The sequence below is a fragment of the Verrucomicrobiaceae bacterium genome, from assembly GCA_016713035.1.
GTDB lineage: Bacteria > Verrucomicrobiota > Verrucomicrobiia > Verrucomicrobiales > Verrucomicrobiaceae > Prosthecobacter.
The window spans coordinates 1,122,957-1,147,113 of the sequence record JADJPW010000001.1 but is presented as its reverse complement, the minus strand read 5'-3'; the positions used below and the strand labels follow the sequence as shown (position 1 = coordinate 1,147,113).

Below are 24,157 nucleotides of genomic sequence, written 5' to 3'. Positions count from 1 at the left end.
AGCAAGTGGTCTGGCACCGATGCGGTGGTTTATGAGTGCATGACCTGTCCGCCGTCGATATTGAGGGTCTGGCCAGTGATGTTGAGGGCGTGGTTTGAGGCGAGGAAGCAGGCCATGGCGGCATATTCCTCTGGCATTTGCCAGCGGCCGAGGTGGGAGACTTTTTGGATCTTGGCGGCTGCCCATTGGTCAAAGCTTTGACGCTGGTTTTCTGGCAGTTTGAGCTGGCTGGCGGCCCAAATGGACTGATTGAGCTCTGTTTTCACCATGCCTGGTGCGAGGGCATTGACGCGGATGTTGTGCGGGCCGAGGTCTTTGGCGGCGCATTGCATGAAATTGATGAGTGCTGCCTTGGAGGCGCTGTAGGGCGGGTCTGTCTGCGAGCCGATCTGGCCCGCGACGCTGGTGAGGAAGAGCATGCTGCCTGCGCCGCGCTGGATGAGGCGCGGGGCGAAGGCATGCGCGGTGTTTACCGCACCGATGAGGTTCACCTCCAAGACACGCGGCCAATCGCTGGGTTCCAGATTCCAAAAGGGAAAGCCGAATTTCCCTGAGCCAATTCCTGCGCAGAAGATGACGTGGTCAATGCTCTCGAAAGATGCGGCGAAGGCCTGCACGGCGGAATAATCTGCTACATCGCCCACAGTGATGAAGTCGGCGGATTTTTCGCGGTCTAGGGCACGCACCTGGCAGCCTTCGGCCAGGAATCCCTCGGCGATGGCTCGACCGATGCCGCGTGCAGCTCCGATGATGGCGACAGTTTGATTTTGCAGGTTCAGATTCATGCGGGTGGATGATGGGGGCTATTCAAACGCGGCACAGGGAGCCTGTGCTGCGGCTTCATCGTGCCTGCACCGCTTTGAGAATCTGCTGTGCTGGGAAGGCTGCTCATAGGCATTCCGGGTCGTGCATGCGCAGGGGTAAGTCGCCGATTTTCATGGATAGATAGTCGAGCACCTCATCCAGTGCCGCTAGTTTGTCGCTAGATGGGGGCGTGGTATGAAAATCTCCCAGCACGCACACATGCAGCACGTCTCCGTCTGGAGCGGTGGCATGTGCTTCCACGCGATCCCCGATCACAAAGTGGTAGGGATGCCCAGCTCGATGCCCACGCACTAGGCGGTGGATGCGGTGGAGCTGGCTGGTCGTGCCGATGCTGCTGCCATGCAGCTCGATGGCCTGAATCCGGCTCATCGAGGCGATTCTGCGATCCAGCGCCTCACGGGTGTCTGCATCCAAATGCTGCCAACGGACGCGTGGTGACTGAAAATCATGCGTGAGGGCCGCCGGAGCCACTTTGCGGGTCTGGGACCGTTTCACCCGAGTGGCTGGCACGCGTACTTGGGGCGTGGTGCTCGCGTTTTCGGGTTTTGCCGTGGCCAGCCGGTGGAAGGATGCCGACTCTGCCACGCCGCTAGCCGCCAGCAGCGGGATAAAGGACGCATGCTGCGTGCGCATTTCAGACGGCCCCTGCCGCAGGGGGGCGAGCAGGGCCACGACCGCAGCCATGGTGACTGCTGCGGCGCAAAGCTGGCTGCGGGGATGTGAACGGCGACTTTTCATGGCGAACTCGACTTTTATTAAGGAGTCTAGATAATCAACATATACGCCTCGCTCCAGAGATTTTTGCTTGTGAAGATATTTTTCTCCGCCAGCCATGCGGGAGTGATTTGGATACTGACAGCAGGCTTCGGTGACGGGCACAATACAGCAGCGCACTCGGTGGCGGAGGCCTTTACCCGCCTGCATCCTGGGGAATCCGTCCAGGTCTGCGATCTCATCAGCGAGGTACAGCCACGCACCGCCACTGTGCTGAAGGCGGCCTATCAGGCGGCGATCATTCATTGCCCTTCAGCTTGGCGGCTGACTTATAAGATGCTGGGAAATCCGAAGCTGACGGGCCCTGACGCCACTTGGCAAATCCCTCTCATCCGCGCAGTGGAGGAGAAAATCGAGAAAGAGGCTCCACGGCTCATTGTGAGCACTTATCCCGTTTATGCGGGCATTCTGCAGGCCCTCCGGGCAAAGCGTGCGGTCCCTCCGCTGGTCACCATCATTACCGACTCTGTCAGTGTACATCCGATCTGGGTGCAGCAGCCCAGTGAGCGCTACTGTGTCGCGGATGAGGACACGCTGCATGTCGTGGAGCGACTGGGGGTGGCGAAGGAAAAAATCCGCGTCACTGGCTTTCCAGTGAGCCTGGCCTTCACCAAAGAGCTTCCACCGGAAGTCTGGGATTCCCAGCGCCAGCGTATTCTTTACCTGCCATCGACTCCGGGCAGACACGTCGCTGCCACGCTGGAGGCTTTGCGGCCTCTGTTGCTGGATGGGGTGCGGCTTACTTTGCCGGTGGGGAAGCATCGCTCACGCCTGTACCATGTTTTGCGGCGTTTTACGGACTCGCTACCGCCTGAGTGCATCGACATCATCGGCTGGACGACACGCATCCCCGAATTCCTCCGCACCCATGATGTCGTCATCTGCAAAGCTGGCGGCGCGATACTGCATGAGGTGCTCGCGGCAAAAATCCCCGCAGTCATCGACTACGTCGTCCCCGGTCAGGAGGAGGGGAATGCGGAGATGCTCACCTCCCGCGACTGTGGTATCCGCACGCACACACCGCAAGAGACTGCGCAGGCCGTGCACAGCATCCTCACCAATGCCGGTGCCGCTGGCCGCCGCATGCGGGCGAATATGTCGCCCCTGAGCGTGCCAGACGCCGCTCTCAAGACGGCTCAAGCGGCGCTGAAGGTGGCTCGTTGAAGCTTAGGGGCAGCGCTTAAACAAAGATGATCCCTTGCGCCGCATGCCATTGGCGGCGAGCTTAGCGATATGACAACGACATTCATTCTGGATGCGGCGGGGAATCTATTCCTACCCGCTGCGATCCTGAAACACGCCTCTTTAAATGCAGGGGATCAAGTGGAGGTGACGGCCCAAAAAGATCGACTAAGCATCGTCGCGGGTAGCAGAGCGCAGTCGGATCTGCCCCGGCGTACTACCTCTTTTGCCAAAACGGGCCGGCCTCAGGGCCTACGCGGCGGCTGAGGGGCCTTGTTCTCCGCAGCTTCTACTGCTTATGGTGCCGAATCCGTCTTGCGACGGCAGCAGGTCAATGATTGAAGACGAATTCGGCAGAGTTCAGGAGGCTCCAAAGGATGTCCTCGATGGCTGTTTGGCGTGTGGCTCCGGCTGCGGTGAAGGCTTTTTCGGCGATGGCTAGTTCAGTCGGCTCTGGAGGGCGTGCGTAGCAGGCGAGATAAAGTTCCTCGATGATTTGAGGCGGTGTTTTTGGGCTTTTGGCCAGTTCGTGGGCTCGGCCTCCTTCCGTAGAGAGTTTTCCTTGGAGCGTGGTGGAGTTCATGAGGTGGAGTGCCTGCACGACGCTGGGTTTTGCGTCTCGCTCGCAGGGGCACTCGGCACTGCTGTTTGGGCGGCCAAAGGCATCGAGGAACTCGCTTTCGAGCTTGTGATTCCATGTCTGCTTCGCGAGCGAGCGCGGTGGCATGCCGGTGAAATTGAACCAGGTGCCTGTGACGCTGCCCACAGCGTCCATGAGTGCCTCTGCGGGGAGGCGGCGGCGGTAGCTGCGACTGTAGTTTTTCAGATCCGCGATGTTTGTCTCATTGGGGAGGCTGCTGAGGCGGTAAATGTGCGAGCGCATGATGGTGCGCATGAGGTGCTTTAAATCGTAGCCGTGCGCTACGAAGTCGCGTGCCAGCCAATCGAGCAGTGGGCCATTGGTGGGCGGATTGGAGGCACGGAAGTCATCCACCGGATCGACAATGCCACGGCCCATGAAGCTGGACCACACGCGGTTCACGATGGCGTGGGCGAAATGCGGATTCTGCGGGTCCGTCATCCATGCGGCGAGCACGGCACGTGGATCTTGTGTTTCGGCGATGGCGATTTCTTTGTCTGCGGGTGGACGGGGCTTCAGGGAGACTTTGGTCACTGGGTGCTCGATGCTGGCGGGGCCGGGTGAGAACCACCACTGCTCGGGCTCGCCGCTGATCGGGGCGGAGATGCCTTGGCCTTTGCGCTTCATTTGGGTGAAGAAGGCTGCCATCTGGTAGTAATCCGTGAGATCCCACTTTTCGGTGGGGTGATGGTGGCATTTGGCGCATTCCAGTCGCACCCCGAGGAAAATCTGGCCGACAAAGGTAGCCGCATCGACAGGTTCACGTTTATCTCGCCAGATGGCGACGGGGCCGTGTTTGTGGGTGTTGCCTTCAGCGGTCAGCAGCTCGGTGACAAAGCGGTTCCAGGGCTTGTTTTCGCGAAAACTTTGCCTGATCCACTGATCGAGGAGGTACACAGGTTTGACGCCGACGCGGGAGGGATTCGGGCGGATGAGGTCGCCCCATTTGATGGCCCAGTGATCGGCCCACTCGGGGCGTTCGAGCAACTGATCGATCCATTGCTCGTACTTCGATGGGTTTTTATCTGCGAGGAAGGCGCGGGCTTCCTCCACGGTCGGTAGCATGCCCACAGCGTCCAAGGTGGTGCGGCGGAGGAATTCGGAGTCCGTGCAGGCATCGCTGGGGAGGTGGCCTAGTTTTTGCAGGCGGGCATAGACGAGTTTGTCGATCTCATTGCGCACAGGTAGGCCGGCGTAGCGCTCTGCTGGCAGCAGCTTTTCCGCAGGGACGGCCACGCGTGAGATGGCGACTTGGCCCATGTAGCGGGCGACGATGACGGTTTCGCCGCTCTCGCTGCTGGTTTTGACTTTTCCGGCCTCATCCACACTGGCGATGGCTTTTTCAGAGGAGATGTAGTTGGTCAAATCGGTCACATCACGCGTGCTGCCATCGCTGTATCGTGCGGTGACTTTCAGGGCGATCTCCTCGTGCTTGCGATAGACTTTTTCAGACGGTGTGAGGTCGATCTGGGTCAGTGTGGGCTGCGCGGGTGTCTCGTAGGGCATGCCTTGGCGTATCCAGTCTGCCACCGTGCGTGCCCAGGCGCTATCCGGCTCGAAACGCTGGCCGCCTTCATGTGCGACGCGGACGGTGGCTTTTTGTAGAATGAGGCTGTCCTCTGGCAGTGCAGGGAAGACACGCCGCCCGTGCGAGTCACTCACAAATTCGAGGTAATCGCTCTGCGGATCAAAGGCGAAGATGGAAAGGCGGAAGCCAGCTTGGCCGCTCGATTTCGCATGGCAGGAGCCCAGATTGCAGCCTGCTTTGGTGAGGATGGGCAAAATGTCTCGCGTGTAGGAAAGGGTGGCCGGTGGAGCTGCTGGTGGTGGGGTGGTGAGCTTGGTGAGTTTTGCTTTGTCATCGAGCTGCTGGAGTTCGCCGGATTGGGTGGCGATGAGGAGGTTTTTTCCGTCGGCGGAGAGTGCCGTGGCCTGTGGCACGGCTTCGAGGGTGCTGAGTTTGCGGTCTTTACCGCTGGTGAAGGCAAGCCGCACGCCATCGTGGGATTTGAGCTCGCTGACTTCCTTGAGTTCGCCTTTTTCGGTCGCGTAGGTGATCTTGGTGCCGTCTGGGGACCAATGCAGGGCGGTGATGGGCGTGGATTTATCCCCCAGCAGCATGAGCATCTCCTTGGTTGCGATGTCCCAGACTTTCAGCTCTTTGTCAGCGGAGCCAGTGGCGAGCCATTTGCCGTCTGCATTGAATCCCAGGGCCAAAATATGCCCCACATGGCCTTCGATCTTCGCGACTTCCTTCAGCGTCGCGGCGTCCCATACTTTCGCGAGGTTGTCCGCGCCGCCGGTGGCGATTTGTTTGCCATCTCGGCTCATGGCGAGGCTCAAAATGTTGTCCGAATGGGCTTCGACCGTTTGCGTTGGTTTGGCCTCTCCGAGCCGCCAGCGGTGCAAAAGGCCGCGCTGGGCCACGGCACCGTCTGTGAGCAGTAAAACCTCATTTCCGCCGAAAAACGTCAAAGCCGTCACGCGGCCCTCGATGGGCTTTTGCAGCGAAAAGAGCCGTTTTCCGTCTGCTGTGGCCCATACGAGCACTTCGCGGTAACCACCTGCGGCGATGCGGGTGCCATCGTGGCTCCAGGAGATGGATTGCACCACATCGCGGTGGCCTTCCAGCGTCGCGGTGACTTTCGCAGCGGCGAAGTCGTGGATGAGGACTTGATTGCCACTGCCGTAGGCGGCTCGTTTGCCATCAGGACTCCAAGCCACCGTCATCGACGGTGCATGGCCTGCGGGGAGTGCCGCGAGCTTTTCTGCCGGCGTCAGCTCACCGAATTTCTTCAGCGCGGCCAAATCCCATGCAGCACCCGCATTGGCCCAGGCTTTGAGCAGATTGATCTGCTTTTCCGGGAGCTGCTTTTTCGGCGGCATATGCTCATCGCCCTCCGCTTGCAGAGAGGAGATGAGCTTTCCGCTTTGGAGGACCTCCTGCGCGGCCTCGCGTGTCTCTAGGGAGAGATCGCCCTTTTTCTTCTCCGCATTATGACAACTGAGGCACTGTGTTTTCAGGATGCCCATGGCTTGGGCGGGCCGTATTTGAGCCTCCTCAGCCGTGGCGAGCGAGGTGATGAGGAGCAGGGATAAAAAGCAACGAAGCATGATGCACAAACTACGCCCGGCCAGAGCGAAGACTTGCGCCAGCCCTCTGCATGGCGAGCATGTGCACCATGAACGAAACCTGCCCACCACGCCCTGCCACGCTGGAGCCCACTGGTCCCTGTGACCACTGCGGTCGGCCAGAGTCGCAGCGCTTCGCGGATGGCTACATCTGTGATGCCTGCTACATCGAGCGTGGCTCCTGCTGCGCGGAGGGGTGCGATGATGACAGCGAGACCGAGTAACGCGGCTCATTGAGCCGATAAGAAAATTTTGAGCGGGCCTCCGCCACATTGACGTCAGGCCGTGCGGTCTGGTATTCTGCCATTAATTCCAACCGGTGGAGGTCATTCAAACTTATGAAAACGTCACCCGCACTCAGCGCCCGGCTTATCCGGGCTTTTACGTTGGTCGAAATCCTGGTGGTCATCGTCATCATCTCGGTTCTGGCTAGCATTCTGGTCCCCCAAGTCGTCCGCGTCATTCATGAGGGCCATGTTTTGAAAACACAGGCACTCATGCAGGAGCTCAAAAACGGCATCGGCTCCTTCCATACCGACTACGGGCGACTACCTCTCGCCGAAGCACCGCCCGCAGACGAGGACATGGAGCTGCTGACCGATGGTAGCACGCCGCTCATCGACGCTTTGATGGGCCTACCTGCCACCGAGGGCGAGCAGGCTGCCCTGAACCCCAAAGGCACTCGCTTTAGCGAATTTTCCATCGCGAAAAATGAGCGCGATGGCGTGGTGAATACCGCACGTCCGCACAAGTTGCACGACTACTGGGGCCATCCCCTGCGTGTGCTGCTGGACACCAGTGGCGACCACCAGATCAAGAATCCCGACACGCAAAACACCGATCCAGCCATCTCCCAGCCCGGCGGCAAGCCTGCGGGGGAGTTCCTCAGCCTCGATCTCGCCATTTACAGCGTGGGGAAGGATGGCGTGGCATTCACAGCGGATGACGTGACAAGCTGGCGGCAGTGAGGCCCTGGCTCAGGGGCCTTCTTTATTCATGTGTCTAGCTGACATGACTGGGTGAACAGGCATGCTCTAGGGCATCAAAAGAGCCGCCCCCATACTCCCGAGAGGGCGGCAATTTTGATGGTTTTGTCCACTTGGATGTCTCACCCTGGTCTGCCGCTCATGCCCCGGTTCCTATTTCCTATTGCCCTGTTTCTCTTGGTTTGCACCTCCGCCCTCCGCGCGGAGACGATGTTGCAGTACTTCAATACCTCTTGGGTGGAGATCACCAATAAGATGCCGGAGCTGGCGGAGGCGGGTTACACCTCGCTCTGGCTGCCACCGCCCACAAAGGGCTCTGGCGGCCTCTCGGTCGGTTATGACATGTGGGACCCCTTTGATCTGGGCTCCAAAAATCAGCGGAACTCGGTGCGGACACGGTATGGCACAGAGGCAGAGCTGCTGCGGCTAGTGGAGACGGCGCATCGCTTCGGCATTCGCGTGTATTTTGACAACATCATGAATCACCGCGCCTTTGATGTGCCGGGATACAATGAGAGCACGCCCATCGACATCTATCCGGGCCTCGTACCAGAGGATTTTCATCTGCGCAAGACGCAGGACGGCTTTTACCGGAAGTGGGACAACACACGCTCCTGGAGTGATGCATGGCAGGTGCAGAATCTAGGCCTCGCGGACTTGATCGATACGGCACAGGAGCCAGGCATGACAAATTACAACTTCGGACTTACAGAGGGCTCCACGGCACCCAAAATTCAGTTCATCCGCGATCTGACTCGGCCAGAGCAATACTGCTACCTGCCGAATGGAACCTACGTGGGCTTTGGAGCTGGCAATGGCATCACCACCGCCTCTTTGCAGGCGAACTCGGGCTACTACTCCGAGCGTGTGGAAGACTACCTGAACCGCGCCGCACGCTGGCTCATCGACCGCACGAAGGCGGATGGCCTGCGCCTCGATGCGGTGAAACATGTCAAAGCAGACTTCTTCGGTGCCACCTACGGAGCGGACAAGGATAGCAGCGACTACGGCTACACGGGCCAGGTGCAGCGGCAGTTCAACATCACCCGCGGTTTTAGCGATACGAATCACCGAGACACGGTTTTCAGCCTCGATGGGGGGCGAGATGATGCCATGATGTTTGGCGAGCATCTCGGTGAACCGCCAGCGTACGGTCCCTACATCGACGCAGGCATGCGTTTGGTCGATAATGATCTGCGCAGCCAGCTCAATAGCCGTCTCGGCAATCCATCGAGTGGACTGCAAGGCTACGACTGGGCTGGTGTGGGCGGTTTTCCGGCGGATCACGGCGTCACGCATGCACAGAGCCATGACAACGACTACGCCGCTCGCAAAGAGCTCCAGCATGCGTTCTACTTCCTGCGTCAGGGCCTGGGGCTGCTCTACACGGACGGGAATTATCAGGCGGAGACGCTGGGGGAGAGCGGCGGTGCTTTCCCACGCCATGCCAATACCAGCTTCCTCGGCCAGTGGGGAGATGGTCGTGTGCCAAATCTGCTCTATGTGCATGACCAGTTCGCCCGTGGCTACCAGCTCGGTCGCTTCAGTGACAGTGATGTCGTGGTGTGGGAGCGGCTCGATAAGCGCGAAAATGGCGGCATGAGCGATGCGGATGCCGTGACGCTGCTCGTCATGCTCAGTGATAACTACGGCAGTGGTCAGGCTCGCGGCTTTGATAGCGCCTTTCCGACGGGAGCCTATTTGTACAACTACTCGTGGTATGGTGGTGGCTTTTATAAGTTCAAAGAGGAGCTCTCATCGACGGTGCTGCCAGCGGGTGGGTACTTCCTCTTCTCGTGGAAAAATCCAGATCCGAGTGAGCTGTGGAAAAACCATGGCGGCAGGCCCATCACGATCACCGAAAACGGCGTGGAGGCCAAAATGGTGCGTGTGAAGCGCAAAGACGGCCCAAATGGCGATAAAGCCTTCAATGGCAGCACGCTGCCCGAGGCCTCACGGCCCACGCTCGCTCCAGAGACGAATACGACGGACTATACCTACAGCGTGGACATTCCGCGTGTCACCAGCACCAGCGGTGTGCGCTTCGTGGCCCGCACGGATGGCTCGACCGCGAATGTTTTGATGAAGCTCGATGGCGGTATCGACCTGAATGGCACCGTGCCCGGCGGCAACACCGATCCCGCCCTCCGTGACTATCCGCCTGCTCTCTCGAATGAGATATTCATGGGCTATGAGCAGCCGAATTTCATCAATCGCGTGCACCCTGAGCTATTCGCAGCGCAGGATACCGCACGCAATGCCACTGGTAGCGCCGGGGCAGAGACTTTTACCAGTTCCTCCGTCGTGAATGGCACCTCGCCGAAATTCACGGATGCCAATACGGCTGCGTTCCTTTATCACGATCCTGCGACTCCAGTCGGGAACATCACTCCCGCCCGCAATCAATACGATGCTACCCGCAATGAGATGTGGGTGAAGGCCAACAGCGTCGGCGGTGGCTACCACGCTTATTTGTACTACACCACGGACGGATCGAGCCCCGAGGGTGGCGCAGGACGCGGCGCTGGCAGCACCAAGGTCGTAGAGATGCTCTATCGCCACAATGACGACAGTGGGGCCAGCGACTGGTGGAGCGCGGTGCCACTGCCGGGTGACTTCACCACCACCTCAAAGTACAAGATCGGTATCTACAAAGATGCGGGTGATCCGTGGTGGCCGGGCAATGCAGACGCCGTGGCGCGGAAGCAGAAGATGATGGCCACCTATGAAACGAATGCGCTCAATCTGGCCACACTGCCCATCCGCCCACACTTTGACTATGGTGTGTCACAGACGGGCCTCAGCGAAGGCATGCACGTCCTCCGTGCCCGCGCCTTTCTCCAGCGTGATGGAAAGGCCAGCATCTACAACACCTTCACCCAGTCCTTCTACTACGATGCGCAGCGCACGACTGGCGAGGTGCGCTTTCCAGAGAACAACGGCGACACCGTGGGTGGCAGCGAGTACGGTATGGTCGTGCGGACGGACCCTAGCGTGACCGAAGTGTGGTATCACATCGACGATGGTAGCAGTAGCAACGATGACAGCATCACGCGTAGCCAAAATGGCAATGGCGGCGGCTTCGAGCCCTTTACGGACTCGAATCGCAATGGCACCCGCGACACCAGCGAGACATTCACCGATTTGAATGAGAACGGCACCTGGGACAGCTCCATCGCCACCTCGTGGGTGAAGGCCACCGAGGTCACTCCGACCGTCGAGCCGACCAACATTGCCTACACCAAAGAATGGCGCTTCAATTATGCCAATATCCCCGCCAGCGGCACCGCCACGGTCAAAGTCAGGCTGCGTGAGGTCAGCAGTGTTGGCTTCAAAGACTTCTCCTTCAGTGATGAGAGTGGCCACTATACCACGCTGGAGCGCACGGTGAACTGCGCCGGGCCAGACATTCGCATGTTCGTTGCCTGGCCACCGAATGACGGTGATCTCGTCGGCACTGGCTATGTGATGAAGGTGTATTTCTCCAAATCGCTCGCCGATGGCCTCAGCATGACGCAGCTGCGTGATCGTTTCACCATCCGCATCGGCTCCAATGAGACGAATCAATACACCAGCTACGCCCGCGACCTCTACACCATCACCTACGATGAAACGGCGGATTACCACGCCCTCGCTTTCACACTGCCGAATCTCTACAACGACCAGCCAGACTACTTGCACCGCATCGAGGTCTCCCATGATCGCCCATCGCCGAATCCTGACCTGCTAGCCACGCGGCTGGTCAGAGCAGAGCCCTCCATCACCCCGCGCATCAGCATCGTCAGCCCACCAGAGCTCGATAGCTCTGGGAAGCCCTACGAGATCATCTTGCCAGATGTGCCATCACCCACGGCCGAGCAGCGGAAGTTCACCATTCGCGTCAGTACTTCCGTCGCGGCTGATTCGGTCACTTTGACGGTCAATAATGGCCCCATGACGATCACGGGTCCCGTGACGAGCATCGACGGCAACTCCAAGCTCTGGGACTTCACCTGGGAAAGCATGCAGCAGGGCGAATTCCAATTCACCGCCACTGTTTTTGACAACACGCTGGAAAATCACGAGACACGGAATGCACGCGTTTTTTTTCGTCAAATAGTCCCCGCAAGCGCGGCGGACCCCGATGACGACGAAGACGGCCTCCTCGACACCGATGAGGGCACCGCCACTCCGCTGCCCAATGGCTTTCCCACCGATGATCCGCGCTACAAGCCCAATGCAGAGCAATGGACCAATGGTGAAGTCCACATCGCCAATGCCTTTGGTAAATCTGAGCCGCGCAATCCTGATACGGACGGGGATGGTCTCCCAGATGCGCTGGAGGTCGGCTGGCGGCTCGCACTGATCATCGGCGAATCCTATTCAGACACTGGATTCGGCACACCGCTCGTCGGGGCAGGAAATGGCGTGTTTGATTGGGCCGATACGAATAGCAATGGCGTCCATGATGTCGGTGAAGCGAGTGAAACCTTCACCGATGGCGATACAGATGGTAAATTTGACTTCGGCACCATTTTGAGTGCCGATACGAACGGAGACGGCGTGACAAATTTCCGTGGCGACATCGATCCGCCGTTCTTCAACACGCTCGATAACCTTGGCAGCGTGCCGGGCATCAATACGGCCGCTGAAGGGGGAGATCGCGGCAAGGTCCAGCGCGGCTCCATGACCCGACCAGATGATGCCGATAGCGATGACGACGGCATCAAGGACGGCTTTGAAGACATGAACAAAAACGGCTGGCTCGATGGCGATGGCGCTAGCCTCGCACCCGGAGTGGCACCCACACTCGCTCGGAATTGGCCGAACAAAATCCGTGATGCCGGCGAGACCTGGACCGAGACCGATCCCAACAACCCTGACACCGACGGCGATGGTGCTCGCGATGGCACGGGTGAAGATAAAAACGGCAACGGCATCATCGACGGTGACACGGGCACTGACCGCGTGTGGGCTGCGGGTGAAATCTGGACAGAAACCGATCCGCTGAAGGCCGATACGGATGGCGACGGCCTCACCGATGGCTGGGAGCTGCGCTACGGCCTCGATCCGCTCGATAGCGGCACCGTCAGCCTGCGCAATGCCACCGCGCTCGCCATCAATGGCCCTGCGGGCGATCCTGATGGCGATTTGTTCAGCAATCTCCAGGAGCTGACCAACGGCACCAACCCCGTCGAGGACAATACCATTCCGCCCCCACCGCCTGGACAGATCGTGATCGGTCCACAGACGCCAGTAGTCGTCGGCGGTGTGACGAATAACCGCGAATTCACCGACTGGCAGATCCACGACCTCATCGCACTGGATGAATACAATGGCGATGGCACCAACAACCAAGGAACCGACCTTTATCGTGCCTACGACGGTTTTGACAGCAGCCGCGATCTCGTGGCCTTCTATGCGCATGATGGCGGTGCGGTGGCGAATGGTGGAGATGGTCTGTTTTACTTCCGCGCGGATTTCCAGGATCTCAAAGCTCTCGCCGAAGAAGGGAATCTCGATCTCTATGTCGCCATCGACTTCAATTCGCCCACCATCGGCGAATCGGCGCTGCCAGACAGCATCGACACCCGCACGAACATGAAGTGGGAGGTCTGCGTGGCCGCTTATCAGACGGATAATGGAGCGGTGCTCGTCGATACCAACGTCGCCAGCAACACCACCAGCATCAATCAAGACCTCACCGCCACCGGAGTCGTGCGCCGCAGCCAATTAGACGCAGATGGCTTCAAAAAGAGCTGGTATAGCAGTGCGATGGACGCCGTGGAGTTCAGCATCAGCCGCAAAGCGCTGCTCGACGCCGGATGGAACGGCAACGTGAATACGCTCAACTACCAAGTCTTCACCACCAAAGACGGCACGCAAAACACGCCCACTCGCGGCGCAGGCGATCTCGCAGGCCGCAGCGACATCCGCGACAGCATCGCCGATGACTGGATCGCCAGCGATTACTGGCGTGATCAAAGCACCATCAGCGGCGCAGGCAGTGTTTTGAGTGCCCGCTTCGGCCCCAGCGGCACCAATGACATGTGGAAGAGAGTAAAAGTGGCCAGTTTCATTCAGGAAAATCGACCACTCATGGCAGGGAGTGAAATCCACGCGCTCATCAACAACGGTGCAGGCGCAGGCTGGTATCGCCCGTTGGATGTGCATCAGGCTTTTGCAGCGCCGATGGCGCTCAACATCACGCCTGTCATGGCACACGCGATCCAATGGGCGAAGGTCGATCCCGCTGTGGCAAAACCATGGCTCGATGGGCCCGCTTTGAATACGCGACTCGATCAAATGAGCGCTCTCGGAACCGTGCGCTTCACCGGCACGACCTACGGTGGCCACATCCTGCCGTATTTCCCCACCAGCTACAACGTCACCAACATTGCCGATGCCAATAGTGCGATGGCCACCATCTACCACGCCAGTCCCCTCGTCATTCCGCCGCCTGAGAGCGTCGTCGAGGATCAGACATACGAGGATTTTAAAGCAGCAGGCTACTTCTTCACCATCGTCGAGCAGACGCGGCACATTGAAAAATGGTTCGGTCGCACCACGGCGCTCGGCAATGACGGGTATCGGCTCAATCGCATCCGAGGCGTCAATACCTTCGCCATCAGCGATCAGGCCACACAGTTCCGTTTCCAAAACACCGACAGTGGCCTGCACAGCTCCCTACGCGAGCTTTTGAACCGCAAAGCCCGCAGTGCCACGCAGGATCAGATCGTGATCCTCGGCAGCGGATGGACCGATTTCACCTCAAAGACCAGCGCCGACGCCTACGACGTCAATATTGCCTGGATGGCCAGCCATCCGTGGATTCAACTCACCACGCCTGAGGCCATCGCCGCCGGTGAGGTCGATTCGAATCGTGACGGCACAGTCGAGGCCTGGCCGTTTATCGAGCGCGGCACACCTGCGCTGCCGCTGGTGAGCAAAGACTTCGTCCACTACGCCACGCAGGAAAACTACGACAACTGGTACTTCGGCCAAAGCGGTCGCGAAGAGGGCTTGAGCACGAAAATCTTCAATGTGAGGCCCAGTGTGGCTCTTCCAGGTGCTTTCGGCCAAATCGGCGTTTCTGGCCTCGTGAACGATGCATGGACCGCAGGCACCAGTTTGGCCGTTTCGGAGCCAAACCTCGGCTTTTTGGCCCGAAACGCCTTCCACGGTGCCATGTGGCTCACCGCCTTTCACGACCAACCGACTGCTGATTTGAGCAAATACAGCACGGGCGAGTACATCTACCCCGACACGACCAACAACAACCTCGCTGGCTTCTCCAAAGCCGCACAAAGCCAGTTCCGCTGGGCCTCCGTGTATAAGAGAGTCTCGCAGTGGGCCGCGAGCGCCGCCACACTCGCGAACTCTAGCTCCGCGACGAGTGAGGACGCTGATCTCGATGGCGAAAACGAGTATCTCATCTTCAACGACCGCGTCTTTGCCATGTTCGAGCGCATCGGTGGCCGCATGACTTGTGCCTTCGTCCGCGATTTGACCACTGGCCGCGTGTTGCAAGTCGTCGGCAATCCGCACAGCTACTCAGGCTTTGAAACAGAAGAGGAAGGCAATGTGAATGTCGCGGGCGGGGCCGTTGGCAGCTACCGCACCAGCGGCTTCAAGGACTGGTATGCTGGAGGCACCGGTAGCATCGCCTACAACAACGATCTCTACACTGCGGCTGCTACGACCAACGGCTACACCTTCACCAGTGCTGATGGCAAGATCGCCAAAACGATCACTCTAGCTCCGCGTGCCAATGCGTTGCACGCAAGCCTCGCGCTGACGGGCGGAGTGACCACCCTTTACCAGCGTCACGGCCTCAGCCCTCATTTGCAGAATCTGCTCATCAAAGGACAAACGCACCTCGGTAATGTCAGTGATGTCGGCGGTATCGTTTCGCTGACCAACTTCGCCCCGGACGCTGCCGTGCGCACCTACCTACGCGCCATCAGTGCCACGAGCTACAATCCCGCCGCCATCGACGATGACGCCGCTCTCACCTTTGACACCCTCAACATGCGCAACCAAGCCCAGACGCAGCAAGTCGAGTTTGCCCTCACCAATGGTGCCACCTTCGATCTCGGCTTTGAAACCGGTCCCACTTTGAGCGAAAGCACCGATGGTGATGCCCTGCCAGACACCTGGGAAGCCGCCAATGGCCTCCTCAACACCGATCCGACCGGTGTGAATGGCGACAACGGCAATGCTGATGGAGATCGTTACTCGAATCTGCATGAATACATCCTCGGACTGAACCCGGCTGTGTATGACAATTACCTCCCCGTGCCCTCCAAAGTCGCGGGCGGCTTTGACATCAGCTTCACCACCATCCCAGACCGCTGGTATCGCATCTTCGCCAGCGCAGATCTCGTGAATTGGACCCCCATCACCACGGATCAAGCCGGCACTGGTAGTGGCATCACCATCCATGACCCCACCACACTCGCTGCCCGCTTTTACCGCGTGGAGGCACGGCTCATGACGCCCTGAGTCGGCTCCCACGGACTTATCAGTTGTCCCAGCCAGAGAGGGTAGGTGGTGTTTGGGTTCCCAGAGTGCTTTCGAGTAAGAAGTCGGCACGGTGTTTCCCAAAATCGTCACAGTATGTTTGTTGGACTCTTGGCACGTAATCAGCCTCCTTTAGAGACCATGTCTAAAGTCTCAAAGAACACACGCATCCCTTCGAACACCGTCCTCAGCAAAAACATCCACCTCATTCGCTGGGTCGATAAAATGGTCGCCTTGTGCAAGCCGGACCGCATTCACTGGGTGGATGGATCGAAAGCGGAATATGATCGCCTGTGCGATGAAATGGTGGCTAGCGGCACGCTGACGCGGCTCAATCAAAAGAAATGGCCAGGCTGCTTCCTGGCACGCTCGCATCCGAGCGATGTAGCACGCGTTGAGGAGCGGACGTACATTTGCAGCCTCGCTAAGGACAATGCTGGCCCCACGAATAACTGGATGGACCCCCAGGAGATGAAGGACAAGCTGCGTGGCCTTTTCGATGGATGCATGCGTGGGCGCACGATGTATGTGCTGGCCTATAGCATGGGGCCGATCAGCTCGCCGATGTCGCAGATCGGAGTGCAGCTCACAGACTCAGCCTATGCAGTCGTGAACATGCGCATCATGGCCCGCATCGGCACCAAGGTCTTCCAACTCATTGATACGACGAAAAAACGAGTCGTCCCCTGCATGCACTCTGTGGGTGCGCCGCTGAAAAAAGGCCAAAAGGACGTCGCCTGGCCGTGCAATAAGGAGAAATACATCGTCCACTTCCCCGAGTCGCGTGAGATCTGGAGCTATGGCAGTGGCTACGGCGGGAATGCTCTGCTGGGTAAAAAATGCTTCGCTCTACGCATCGCCTCCGCAATGGCACGTGATGAAGGCTGGATGGCAGAGCACATGCTCATCCTCGGGGTGGAAAATCCGAAGGGTGAGAAAACCTACGTCGCTGCCGCTTTCCCCAGTGCCTGTGGGAAGACGAATTTTGCCATGCTCATCCCGCCACCGCATTTCGCCAACAAGGGCTGGAAAGTATGGACCGTGGGTGACGACATCGCATGGATCAAGCCTGGCGCGGATGGCCGACTCTACGCCATCAATCCAGAGGCAGGCTTCTTCGGTGTAGCACCGGGCACGAGTGACAAGACCAATCCGAACGCCATGGCCGCACTGCGGAAAAACACCATCTTTACCAATGTCGCCTACACTCCTGATGGTGGAGTGTGGTGGGAAGGCATGACCGATGTGCCCCCCGCGAAATGCATCGACTGGCAGGGCAATGAATGGACGCCGCAACTGGCCCAGGAGACCGGGGTGAAGGCTGCGCACGCGAACTCGCGCTTCACCGCACCAGCCTCGCAGTGCCCGACCATTGATGCCGACTGGGAAAAGCCAGAAGGGGTGCCGATCAGCGCCATCATCTTCGGCGGTAGGCGTGCTACGACGATGCCACTCGTCTATCAGGCCTTTAACTGGAGCTGCGGCGTCTATGCCGGTGCCACGATGGGCAGTGAGATGACCGCCGCTGCCGCTGGCACGCTGGGGAAGGTGCGCCGCGATCCGATGGCCATGCTGCCATTCTGTGGATACCACATGGGCGACTACTTCCGCCACTGGATCAGCATGCAGCGCCGCATCACAGAGACGCCACGCATCTTCCATGTGAACTGGTTCCGCAAAGACGCTGACGGGAAATTCCTCTGGCCCGGCTTCAGCGAAAACATGCGCATCCTGAAATGGATCGTGGATCGTGCCAATGGCCGCGGAGTGGCCAAAGAGACGCCTGTGGGATGGGTGCCCCATTACAAAGACATCGACTGGACGGACCTGAACTTCTCAGAGGCGAAATTCGATGAATTGCAGCGCTTTGACCGCGATGCATGGCGTGCAGAGATCCTCAGCCATGAAGAGCTCTTCCTCGATCTGCGCACCCATCTGCCGAAGGAGATGATTTACGAGCGGGAGCTACTCATCTGCCGAATGTGAGCCCCCAATCCGGCAGCGGAGCCTCCCAGGCAGCCTGGAAGGCTTCGCAGTCGATGCGCAGCTTCCAGGAATGCAGGGCTTGGCGTGGCAGGAGGAGTTTTTTCTCCAACTCAGGCGTCCAGCCCGTCTCGATGAATTCGAGGTAACAGCGATCATCCCGACCGTAGAGCTTATCACCGACCATCGGCAGTCCCAGGTGCTGCAAATGCACGCGGATTTGATGCATGCGGCCCGTTTCTGGCTGCGCCTCGATCAGTGTGACATCGCCAGGGAGCCGCTCCAGCACACGGAAGGCCGTGCGGCATGCCGCGCCATCTGGATGCACCGCTTGCTTCACATAGATGTCGCAGGGCATCACTTCGCTTGCGCGGAGGATCGGCGCATCCAGCACCTGCGCATCCCAGTCTGGGCTACCATGCACCAGAGCGACGTAGGTTTTGTGAATCTGCCGGTTCTGCATCGCCATGCCGAAAAGCCGTGCCCAAGAGGCACTCTTCGCCACGAGCACCACACCGCTCGTCTCCCGGTCGAGCCGGTTGATGATGCTGACTTGGCCACCATTGGCGATCTCGTAGGCGAGGATGTCACACAGCCCATGCCAGAGGGTGCGTGCGCCATTCGGGGCACCGGGGTGGATCTGCAACGGGGCTGGTTTATTCACCACGATGTAGTCGTCCGTCTCGTCGATGACGGTGAAGTGCGGGTCGTTTCGGATGTCCTGCGGCCCGGAGGTGCTCATCGGAGGAAAAATGCTGACATGGAGAGTTTTTCGCTTCCGTTTCGGTCTGTCGCAAGGTTAGTTTACACCGCTTAATCAGTCTCTCCCGACCTCCCCGACATGACCCGTTATGAAATCCTCGATTCGATGCTGCATTTTCTCGCCTTCTTCATGGGCGCAGGGATAGGCTCCTTTCTCAATGTGGTCATCTACCGACTGCCCCTGGGCATCTCGGTGAACAATCCGCGCCGTTCATTCTGCCCCGCCTGTAAGAAGCAGATACCCGCATGGCAAAACATCCCGATCTTTAGCTGGGTGGCGCTGCGTGGGCGCTGTGCGAACTGCGCCTCCCCCATCGCGGCGCGGTACATTGGTGTGGAGCTGCTCACGGGAGTGCTCTTTTACGCGATTTTTCGCCTCCATCTCGGGCCGTGGTCACAGCTCGTGGTTTGGGGGCCAGAGGTGCTCTGTCTGTGGGTGCTGGTAGCCTTTCTCGTCTCTGGCAGCTTCATTGACATCGAGCATTTTATTCTGCCATTCACCATCACACTCGGTGGCACGGCAGCGGGGCTGCTCTCTGCCTTTTGGGTGCCACAGCTCGTCGGAGCACCGCTGGGGGATCATTGGCGTGGCCTCGGTGTCTCATTCGGCAGTGCCGCATTCGGAATCGGCCTGCTCTGGGTCATCTCAGAGCTCGGGAAGCTGGCTTTTGGCCGCTTGAAGCATGAGTTCAAAGAGCCCGTGAACTGGCAGGTCAGCCAGCCAGATGAAAATGAACCACCGATCATCGAATTCGACGGCAAGAAACTGGAGTGGTGGGAGGTCTTCGGAGCCCTGCGCCCCACCGACCGCATGGAAATCACCTGCCACAGTCTTCAGGTTAATGTGAAGACCTTTGAGAATAGCAAAGCCGTCCTGCGCATGGAGACCCTGCAAGTCACCGATACCACAGGCACCACACATGACTTCAAAAACGAAGAAGTCACCACACTCAAAGGCCGCATCACGCATCTAGTCATCCCGCGTGAAGCGATGGGGAAGGGGGATGCATTCTTTCTCATGATGATCGGTGCCTTCCTCGGCTGGAAAGCAGTGCTTTTCACCGTCCTGGCCGCATCCGTGCTCGGCAGTGTATTAGCACTCGTGCCACGGCTCACCGGCCGGGCAGAATGGGGCGCTAAAATCCCCTTTGGACCTTACTTAGCCATGGGAGCCCTCATCTGGGTCTTCTGGGGCCAGATCATCCTCGACTGGTACGTCTCCAAACTCCTGTGGCGGTGATCGTGGCACTCCCTTAGCCTCAATGGACCTGGCAGAAGTGGACAGCGGCGGGAGGGGTGTGCTACATTCGGCTCATGAATGCCTCATTGAACATTGAAGTGCCGCAGGACCTTCTTTACACCGCCAGGATGACTTTGAACGAGTTGCGTCTGGAATTGGCAATCATTCTTTTTCAGCGTGAACGTTGCTCACTCGGAAAAGCGGCTTCTTTTGCGGTTCTGCCGGTGGGCGAGTTTTTGACTCATCTTTCGGCAAGAAAGATCGGCATCCATGCGGACTCTGTGGAGGCTCTGGAAGACGCGGCGCGGATTGATGCCTTCTTTCCCGTGCCTGCATGATCATCGTCGCTGATTCATCACCCCCTGATCAGTCTGGCTCGTGTGGGCAGACTGTACCTGCTGGGTGATCTCTTTGGCAAAGTGGTCGTGCCGCAAGCTGTGTGGGATGAACTGGTGCTGGATGGTCATTTAAGGTCGGGCAGCGAGGATCTTCTAAATGCATCGTGGATCGAACTTCGCCCGGTGACGACGCATGCCTCGGTGGTGCAAGTACTGCGGGTCAGCCTGGATCGTGGCGAGGCAGAGGCCATCGCCCTAGCTCAGGAACTCCAGCCCGCTATGCTGCTCATTGATGAAAAACTGGGGCGCGAAATGGCGCAACACATTGGGCTGCCGATCACTGGAATCGTGGGCGTGCTGATTGCAGTGAAGCGCCGCCGCCTTGATCCAGACCCCGCTGGCATCGCGCGGCAGATGCGAGAAAACGGCGTGTGGATCGCCGAGAGGCTCATTCAAGATATTGAGAATGCCTGAAGTTATCCCCACAATACAGACCAGCCCTCTGCCTCCATTCGCCAGAGCGGGGGGGCTTGGGGGCTTTCGGAAAAGAAGCCGAGTTAAAAGCCGCCTTCTTTGTTTCAATGAGCCAACTTTAAGCCTGATTACACAGCCATCCCATAAGGCGGCTAGGTAGAGGGGTGTGAAGTGTGCTGACTGAGGGCGGGAAGTGGTTTGATTTGGATTGCGATGTCAAAACCAAAACACACCCAAGCCACCCAGCCAGCACGCCATCACATCAACGTTCTCGGCCAGATTCTCAAGCTCATACCGCGCAGCATCATCAGCACCGCTGCCAGGGAGACCGGCGTGGACGCCAAGGCGCGGACCTTTAGTGTCATGAGCCACCTCGGCACGATGATCTTCGCCCAGCTCGCCCACGCCCTGAGCCTCAACGACATCTGCGACTGGCTGCGGCTCAAGCCCCGCGCCATCGCCGCCTTTGGCCTCACCCCGCCCTCGCGCAACAACCTCTCCCACGCCAACAAGGAGCGCGACGCTCGCTTCACCGAGCCTGGTCTTCTGGCGCACGCTCGAACATCTGCATCATTGCGATGCGAGCTTTTGCTCTCAGCGGCCCGGCCGCAGTTCACGCGCTCCGCTTCACCGTTTCAAAGTGAGGATTCACGCGGTTGACTCCACTGTGATGGAACTGGTGGCCAACTGCATGGGCTGGGCCAGGCACCGCCGCCGCAAGGCCGCCGCCAAGATGCACCTGCGCCTGAGCTTGAACAGCTTCCTGCCCACCTTCGCCATCGTGGGCAGCGCCGGCGAGCATGACAACAAGCGCGCCCGTGAGCTTTGCGCCGGATTGAAAGAGGGCGAAGTGGTCGTCTTTGACAAGGCGTATGTGGACTTCGCCCACCTGCATGATCTCGATTTGCGCGGCGTGCAGTGGGTCACCCGCGCCAAGGACAACCTCCGCTACCGCGCCCTTCGCAACCTGCCGGTGGTCAAAGGCAGCGGCATTGTGAAGGATCAGATCGTCAAGCTCACCGGGACGAAGTGGAAGTCGCTCTCCGGTTGGACCGTGCGGCGGGTCGAGGCATGGGTGGAGGTCGATGGCGAGAAGCGCCTGATGGTCTTCATCACCAACAACACCCATTGGAGTCCTCGCAGCGTCTGCGACCTCTACCGCGCCCGCTGGGACATTGAGGTGTTCTTCAAACAGGTGAAGCAAACACTCAAGCTCGGCGACTTTTTGGGGCACAACGCCAACGCGATCCGCTGGCAGGTGTGGACGGCGCTGCTGGTGTATGTGCTGCTGCGCTTCGCCGCACACATGAGCCAGTGGGGCCACAGCTTCACGCGGCTCTTTGCTGTGGCCCGCGCGTCGATGTGGGAACGGCTCGATCTGCTTGGCGTTTTACAAAGCTATGGGACAGCAGGTGGCAGTTTCAAAATACTGGGCAGTCCGCATACCTCGTGGTTGCCAGGGTTTGAGCCTGCGGGCACGCAATCTCATGGGACAGCACCCGCGTGATATGCCTGCATAACCGCGCTTTAGGCCGTAAAAACTCAACTCGCCCTGCTCCGCTTTTAAGCCGCCCTCCCTTCGCAAACCACTCGCTTGCCCGTCAGTTTCCGAGGGCTATGGGATGGCTGTGGCCTGATTACTTGTTTGGAGGTTGAGCATTTTCAGGCTCTTGAGCCGTCTGATCCGTGGTAGCATTGCAATGCTCAAGCCATCGCCAAAACACGTTTTAGCACTTTGGGTTCGCGTCGAGCGACTTGGATCAGCACTTGTGCGGCTCTGGATGGCTGGCGGCTGCCTTGTTCCCAGTGGTGCAGGGTGCGCACACTGATCCCTAGGAATCCGGCGAACTGGGTTTGCGACATCGCCAGGGCAGCGCGGGCGGATGTCACCTCGCTTGATGCGGCGGTGTTGGCCTTGCGGCGTGCTTGGTAGGTTTTGGGCTCTACAAGCACGCGCTTGATGCTGCCGTCCGCCTGTTTCACCAGCCGCCACACGCGGGCAGGCGCTTTTTCACCACGGCGCACAGCCCCGGCTTCGCGGATGGAGGATTTCAGTTCTTCGATGGCTTGGTTTTTCATGTGAGGTGTTCGGTGACGAGGTGTTTGAGCTCTTGGATTCAATCCTGAAGTGCGACATGGTTGCCAAATTGGATATCAACAAAAAAAGGCCGCGATCATCCTCGGCACCAAAACACCCGGCAACTTCGCACCATGATCCAGAGCATCCATGTCTCCACCGGTCACAGCGTGCGCCTCATCTGTCAGACGCTGGACTTGCCTCGCAGCAGCTACCATCACGCTGCCGTGCCCTGCACCCGGCAGCTCTCTGATGCCCAGCTGCGCCCGCGTATCGAAACCATCTTCAGGGAACATCAACGCCGCTATGGCTATCGGCGTATCTACCACCTGCTGCGAGCGGAGCGCATCACTGTTTCGTCAGATCGCGTCAGACGGCTCATGCGTGAGGCAGCACTCATCGCTCTTCAGCCCAAGACCTATGTGCCCCAAACCAGCGATGGGCGTGCAGACAAGCCTTCGGACAACCTGCTGCAAGGCCGCCCTCGGCCCGCCAAACCCAACGAAGTCTGGGAGGGCGACATTTGCTTCGCTACGCTCACCCTTCGGGCAGCCTGCGGCTGGCTGTCTCGCTGCGCTCGGCTCCTACATCCCCAGCGAGCAGGGCTGGCTCTACCTGGCTGTGGTCATCGACCTGTGCTCGCGACGCATCGTCGGCTGGTGTCTGCGCGACCACTTGCGCAGCGACCTCGTCGTCGAAGCGCTCGACTCCGCCTTGGCCGCCAGACGTGGCACCCTCGGCATCATCTTTCACAGCGACCGTGGCAGCCAGAATGGCAGCAGCGCCTTCCGTCAACGGCTGCGCGCTGCAGGCATGGAGCAAAGCATGTCTGCCAGAGCCAACCCTTATCACAACGCCTGACCGAGTCCTTCATCGGCACGCTCAAGGCCGAGATGCTGCGCGATGGCTGCTTCGCCAGCCAACAGGATGCTGCCCACGAACTCTTTGCCTTCATCGACGGCTACTATAATACCCGTCGTCTGCATTCCTCCCTCAACTACAAGTCCCCATCCCTCTTCGAGTCAGAAATCGCACTCGCTAACTAAATCTCCCTCCGGTCCAAAAAGAGCTGGCATCTCAATGCCATAGGAGACCCCATAGCGCCGGGCAATCTGTTCCTGCGTGCCTTCACCGCGGTCGCAGGTGCTGATAATGCGTTGACGAAGATCTAGGGAGAGAGTGGCCATGCTTTCCTATAGCACCACCTTGACACTATTCTACATTATTATTTAAAATGATCTA

Annotated in this window: 15 protein-coding genes and 1 pseudogene; 11 read left to right on the top strand and 5 right to left on the bottom strand. The window is 58.9% G+C overall.

All coding sequences use genetic code 11. The features are described from left to right. Window positions 1-29 precede the first annotated feature (29 nt). Both IPK32_04990 and IPK32_04985 read right to left on the bottom strand, forming a co-directional pair. A complete protein-coding gene (locus IPK32_04990; GenBank protein ID MBK8091350.1) occupies window positions 30-785 on the bottom strand; it encodes an SDR family oxidoreductase in 756 nt (251 codons plus the stop codon). Window positions 786-888: 103 nt separating this feature from the next. Beyond that, on the bottom strand, window positions 889-1,563 hold the full coding sequence (locus tag IPK32_04985) for a hypothetical protein (GenBank protein MBK8091349.1): 675 nt from the start codon (window positions 1,561-1,563) through the stop codon (window positions 889-891). 69 nt (window positions 1,564-1,632) lie between these two features. On the opposite strand from IPK32_04985, the gene IPK32_04980 reads away from it, so the two are divergent. Then, window positions 1,633-2,763, top strand: coding sequence for a hypothetical protein (locus IPK32_04980; protein MBK8091348.1), 1,131 nt, complete (start codon window positions 1,633-1,635; stop codon window positions 2,761-2,763). 69 nt (window positions 2,764-2,832) lie between these two features. Then, on the top strand, window positions 2,833-3,048 hold the full coding sequence (locus IPK32_04975) for an AbrB/MazE/SpoVT family DNA-binding domain-containing protein (GenBank protein ID MBK8091347.1): 216 nt from the start codon (window positions 2,833-2,835) through the stop codon (window positions 3,046-3,048). A gap of 64 nt (window positions 3,049-3,112) precedes the next feature. Here IPK32_04975 and IPK32_04970 read toward each other — a convergent pair whose 3' ends face one another. Then, window positions 3,113-6,535 carry a DUF1553 domain-containing protein gene (locus tag IPK32_04970; protein ID MBK8091346.1) on the bottom strand — a complete coding sequence of 1,141 codons (3,423 nt, stop codon included), beginning with the start codon at window positions 6,533-6,535 and terminating at the stop codon, window positions 3,113-3,115. A 68-nt stretch (window positions 6,536-6,603) separates the two neighbouring features. On the opposite strand from IPK32_04970, the gene IPK32_04965 reads away from it, so the two are divergent. The 4 genes from IPK32_04965 to IPK32_04950 all read left to right on the top strand — a co-directional run bounded on the left by IPK32_04965 (window position 6,604) and on the right by IPK32_04950 (window position 18,027). Further along, on the top strand, window positions 6,604-6,777 hold the full coding sequence (locus IPK32_04965; protein ID MBK8091345.1) for a hypothetical protein: 174 nt from the start codon (window positions 6,604-6,606) through the stop codon (window positions 6,775-6,777). 114 nt (window positions 6,778-6,891) lie between these two features. Continuing rightward, entirely contained in the window at window positions 6,892-7,521 is a 630-nt protein-coding gene (locus IPK32_04960) for a prepilin-type N-terminal cleavage/methylation domain-containing protein (GenBank protein MBK8091344.1), read from the top strand. Between the two features lie 195 nt (window positions 7,522-7,716). Continuing rightward, on the top strand, window positions 7,717-16,023 hold the full coding sequence (locus tag IPK32_04955) for a hypothetical protein (GenBank protein MBK8091343.1): 8,307 nt from the start codon (window positions 7,717-7,719) through the stop codon (window positions 16,021-16,023). Between the two features lie 159 nt (window positions 16,024-16,182). After that, complete coding sequence (locus tag IPK32_04950; protein ID MBK8091342.1) at window positions 16,183-18,027, top strand: phosphoenolpyruvate carboxykinase (GTP); 1,845 nt, start codon at window positions 16,183-16,185, stop codon at window positions 18,025-18,027. Here IPK32_04950 and IPK32_04945 read toward each other — a convergent pair. After that, window positions 18,011-18,766: an RNA pseudouridine synthase gene (locus tag IPK32_04945; protein ID MBK8091341.1), complete on the bottom strand. Its 756-nt coding sequence runs from the start codon at window positions 18,764-18,766 to the stop codon at window positions 18,011-18,013. The two genes, IPK32_04950 and IPK32_04945, sit on opposite strands and share 17 nt — an antisense overlap. Before the next feature lie 99 nt (window positions 18,767-18,865). On the opposite strand from IPK32_04945, the gene IPK32_04940 reads away from it, so the two are divergent. From IPK32_04940 to IPK32_04925, 4 genes and pseudogenes are all read left to right on the top strand, one after another. After that, window positions 18,866-20,026 (top strand): prepilin peptidase, encoded by a 1,161-nt coding sequence (locus IPK32_04940; GenBank protein ID MBK8091340.1) that lies wholly within the window; start codon window positions 18,866-18,868, stop codon window positions 20,024-20,026. Window positions 20,027-20,100: 74 nt separating this feature from the next. Continuing rightward, a complete protein-coding gene (locus tag IPK32_04935) occupies window positions 20,101-20,364 on the top strand; it encodes a UPF0175 family protein (protein MBK8091339.1) in 264 nt (87 codons plus the stop codon). A 42-nt stretch (window positions 20,365-20,406) separates the two neighbouring features. Next, window positions 20,407-20,838, top strand: coding sequence for a DUF3368 domain-containing protein (locus IPK32_04930; GenBank protein ID MBK8091338.1), 432 nt, complete (start codon window positions 20,407-20,409; stop codon window positions 20,836-20,838). A gap of 213 nt (window positions 20,839-21,051) precedes the next feature. Next, a pseudogene (locus IPK32_04925) lies at window positions 21,052-22,345 on the top strand (IS4 family transposase). A 197-nt stretch (window positions 22,346-22,542) separates the two neighbouring features. Here the strand turns inward: IPK32_04925 and IPK32_04920 are convergent. Further along, entirely contained in the window at window positions 22,543-22,917 is a 375-nt protein-coding gene (locus IPK32_04920; protein ID MBK8091337.1) for a helix-turn-helix domain-containing protein, read from the bottom strand. Between the two features lie 132 nt (window positions 22,918-23,049). Between IPK32_04920 and IPK32_04915 the strand changes: the two genes are divergently transcribed. Then, window positions 23,050-23,961: an IS3 family transposase gene (locus IPK32_04915; GenBank protein ID MBK8091336.1), complete on the top strand. Its 912-nt coding sequence runs from the start codon at window positions 23,050-23,052 to the stop codon at window positions 23,959-23,961. The last annotated feature ends 196 nt before the right edge of the window (window positions 23,962-24,157 follow it).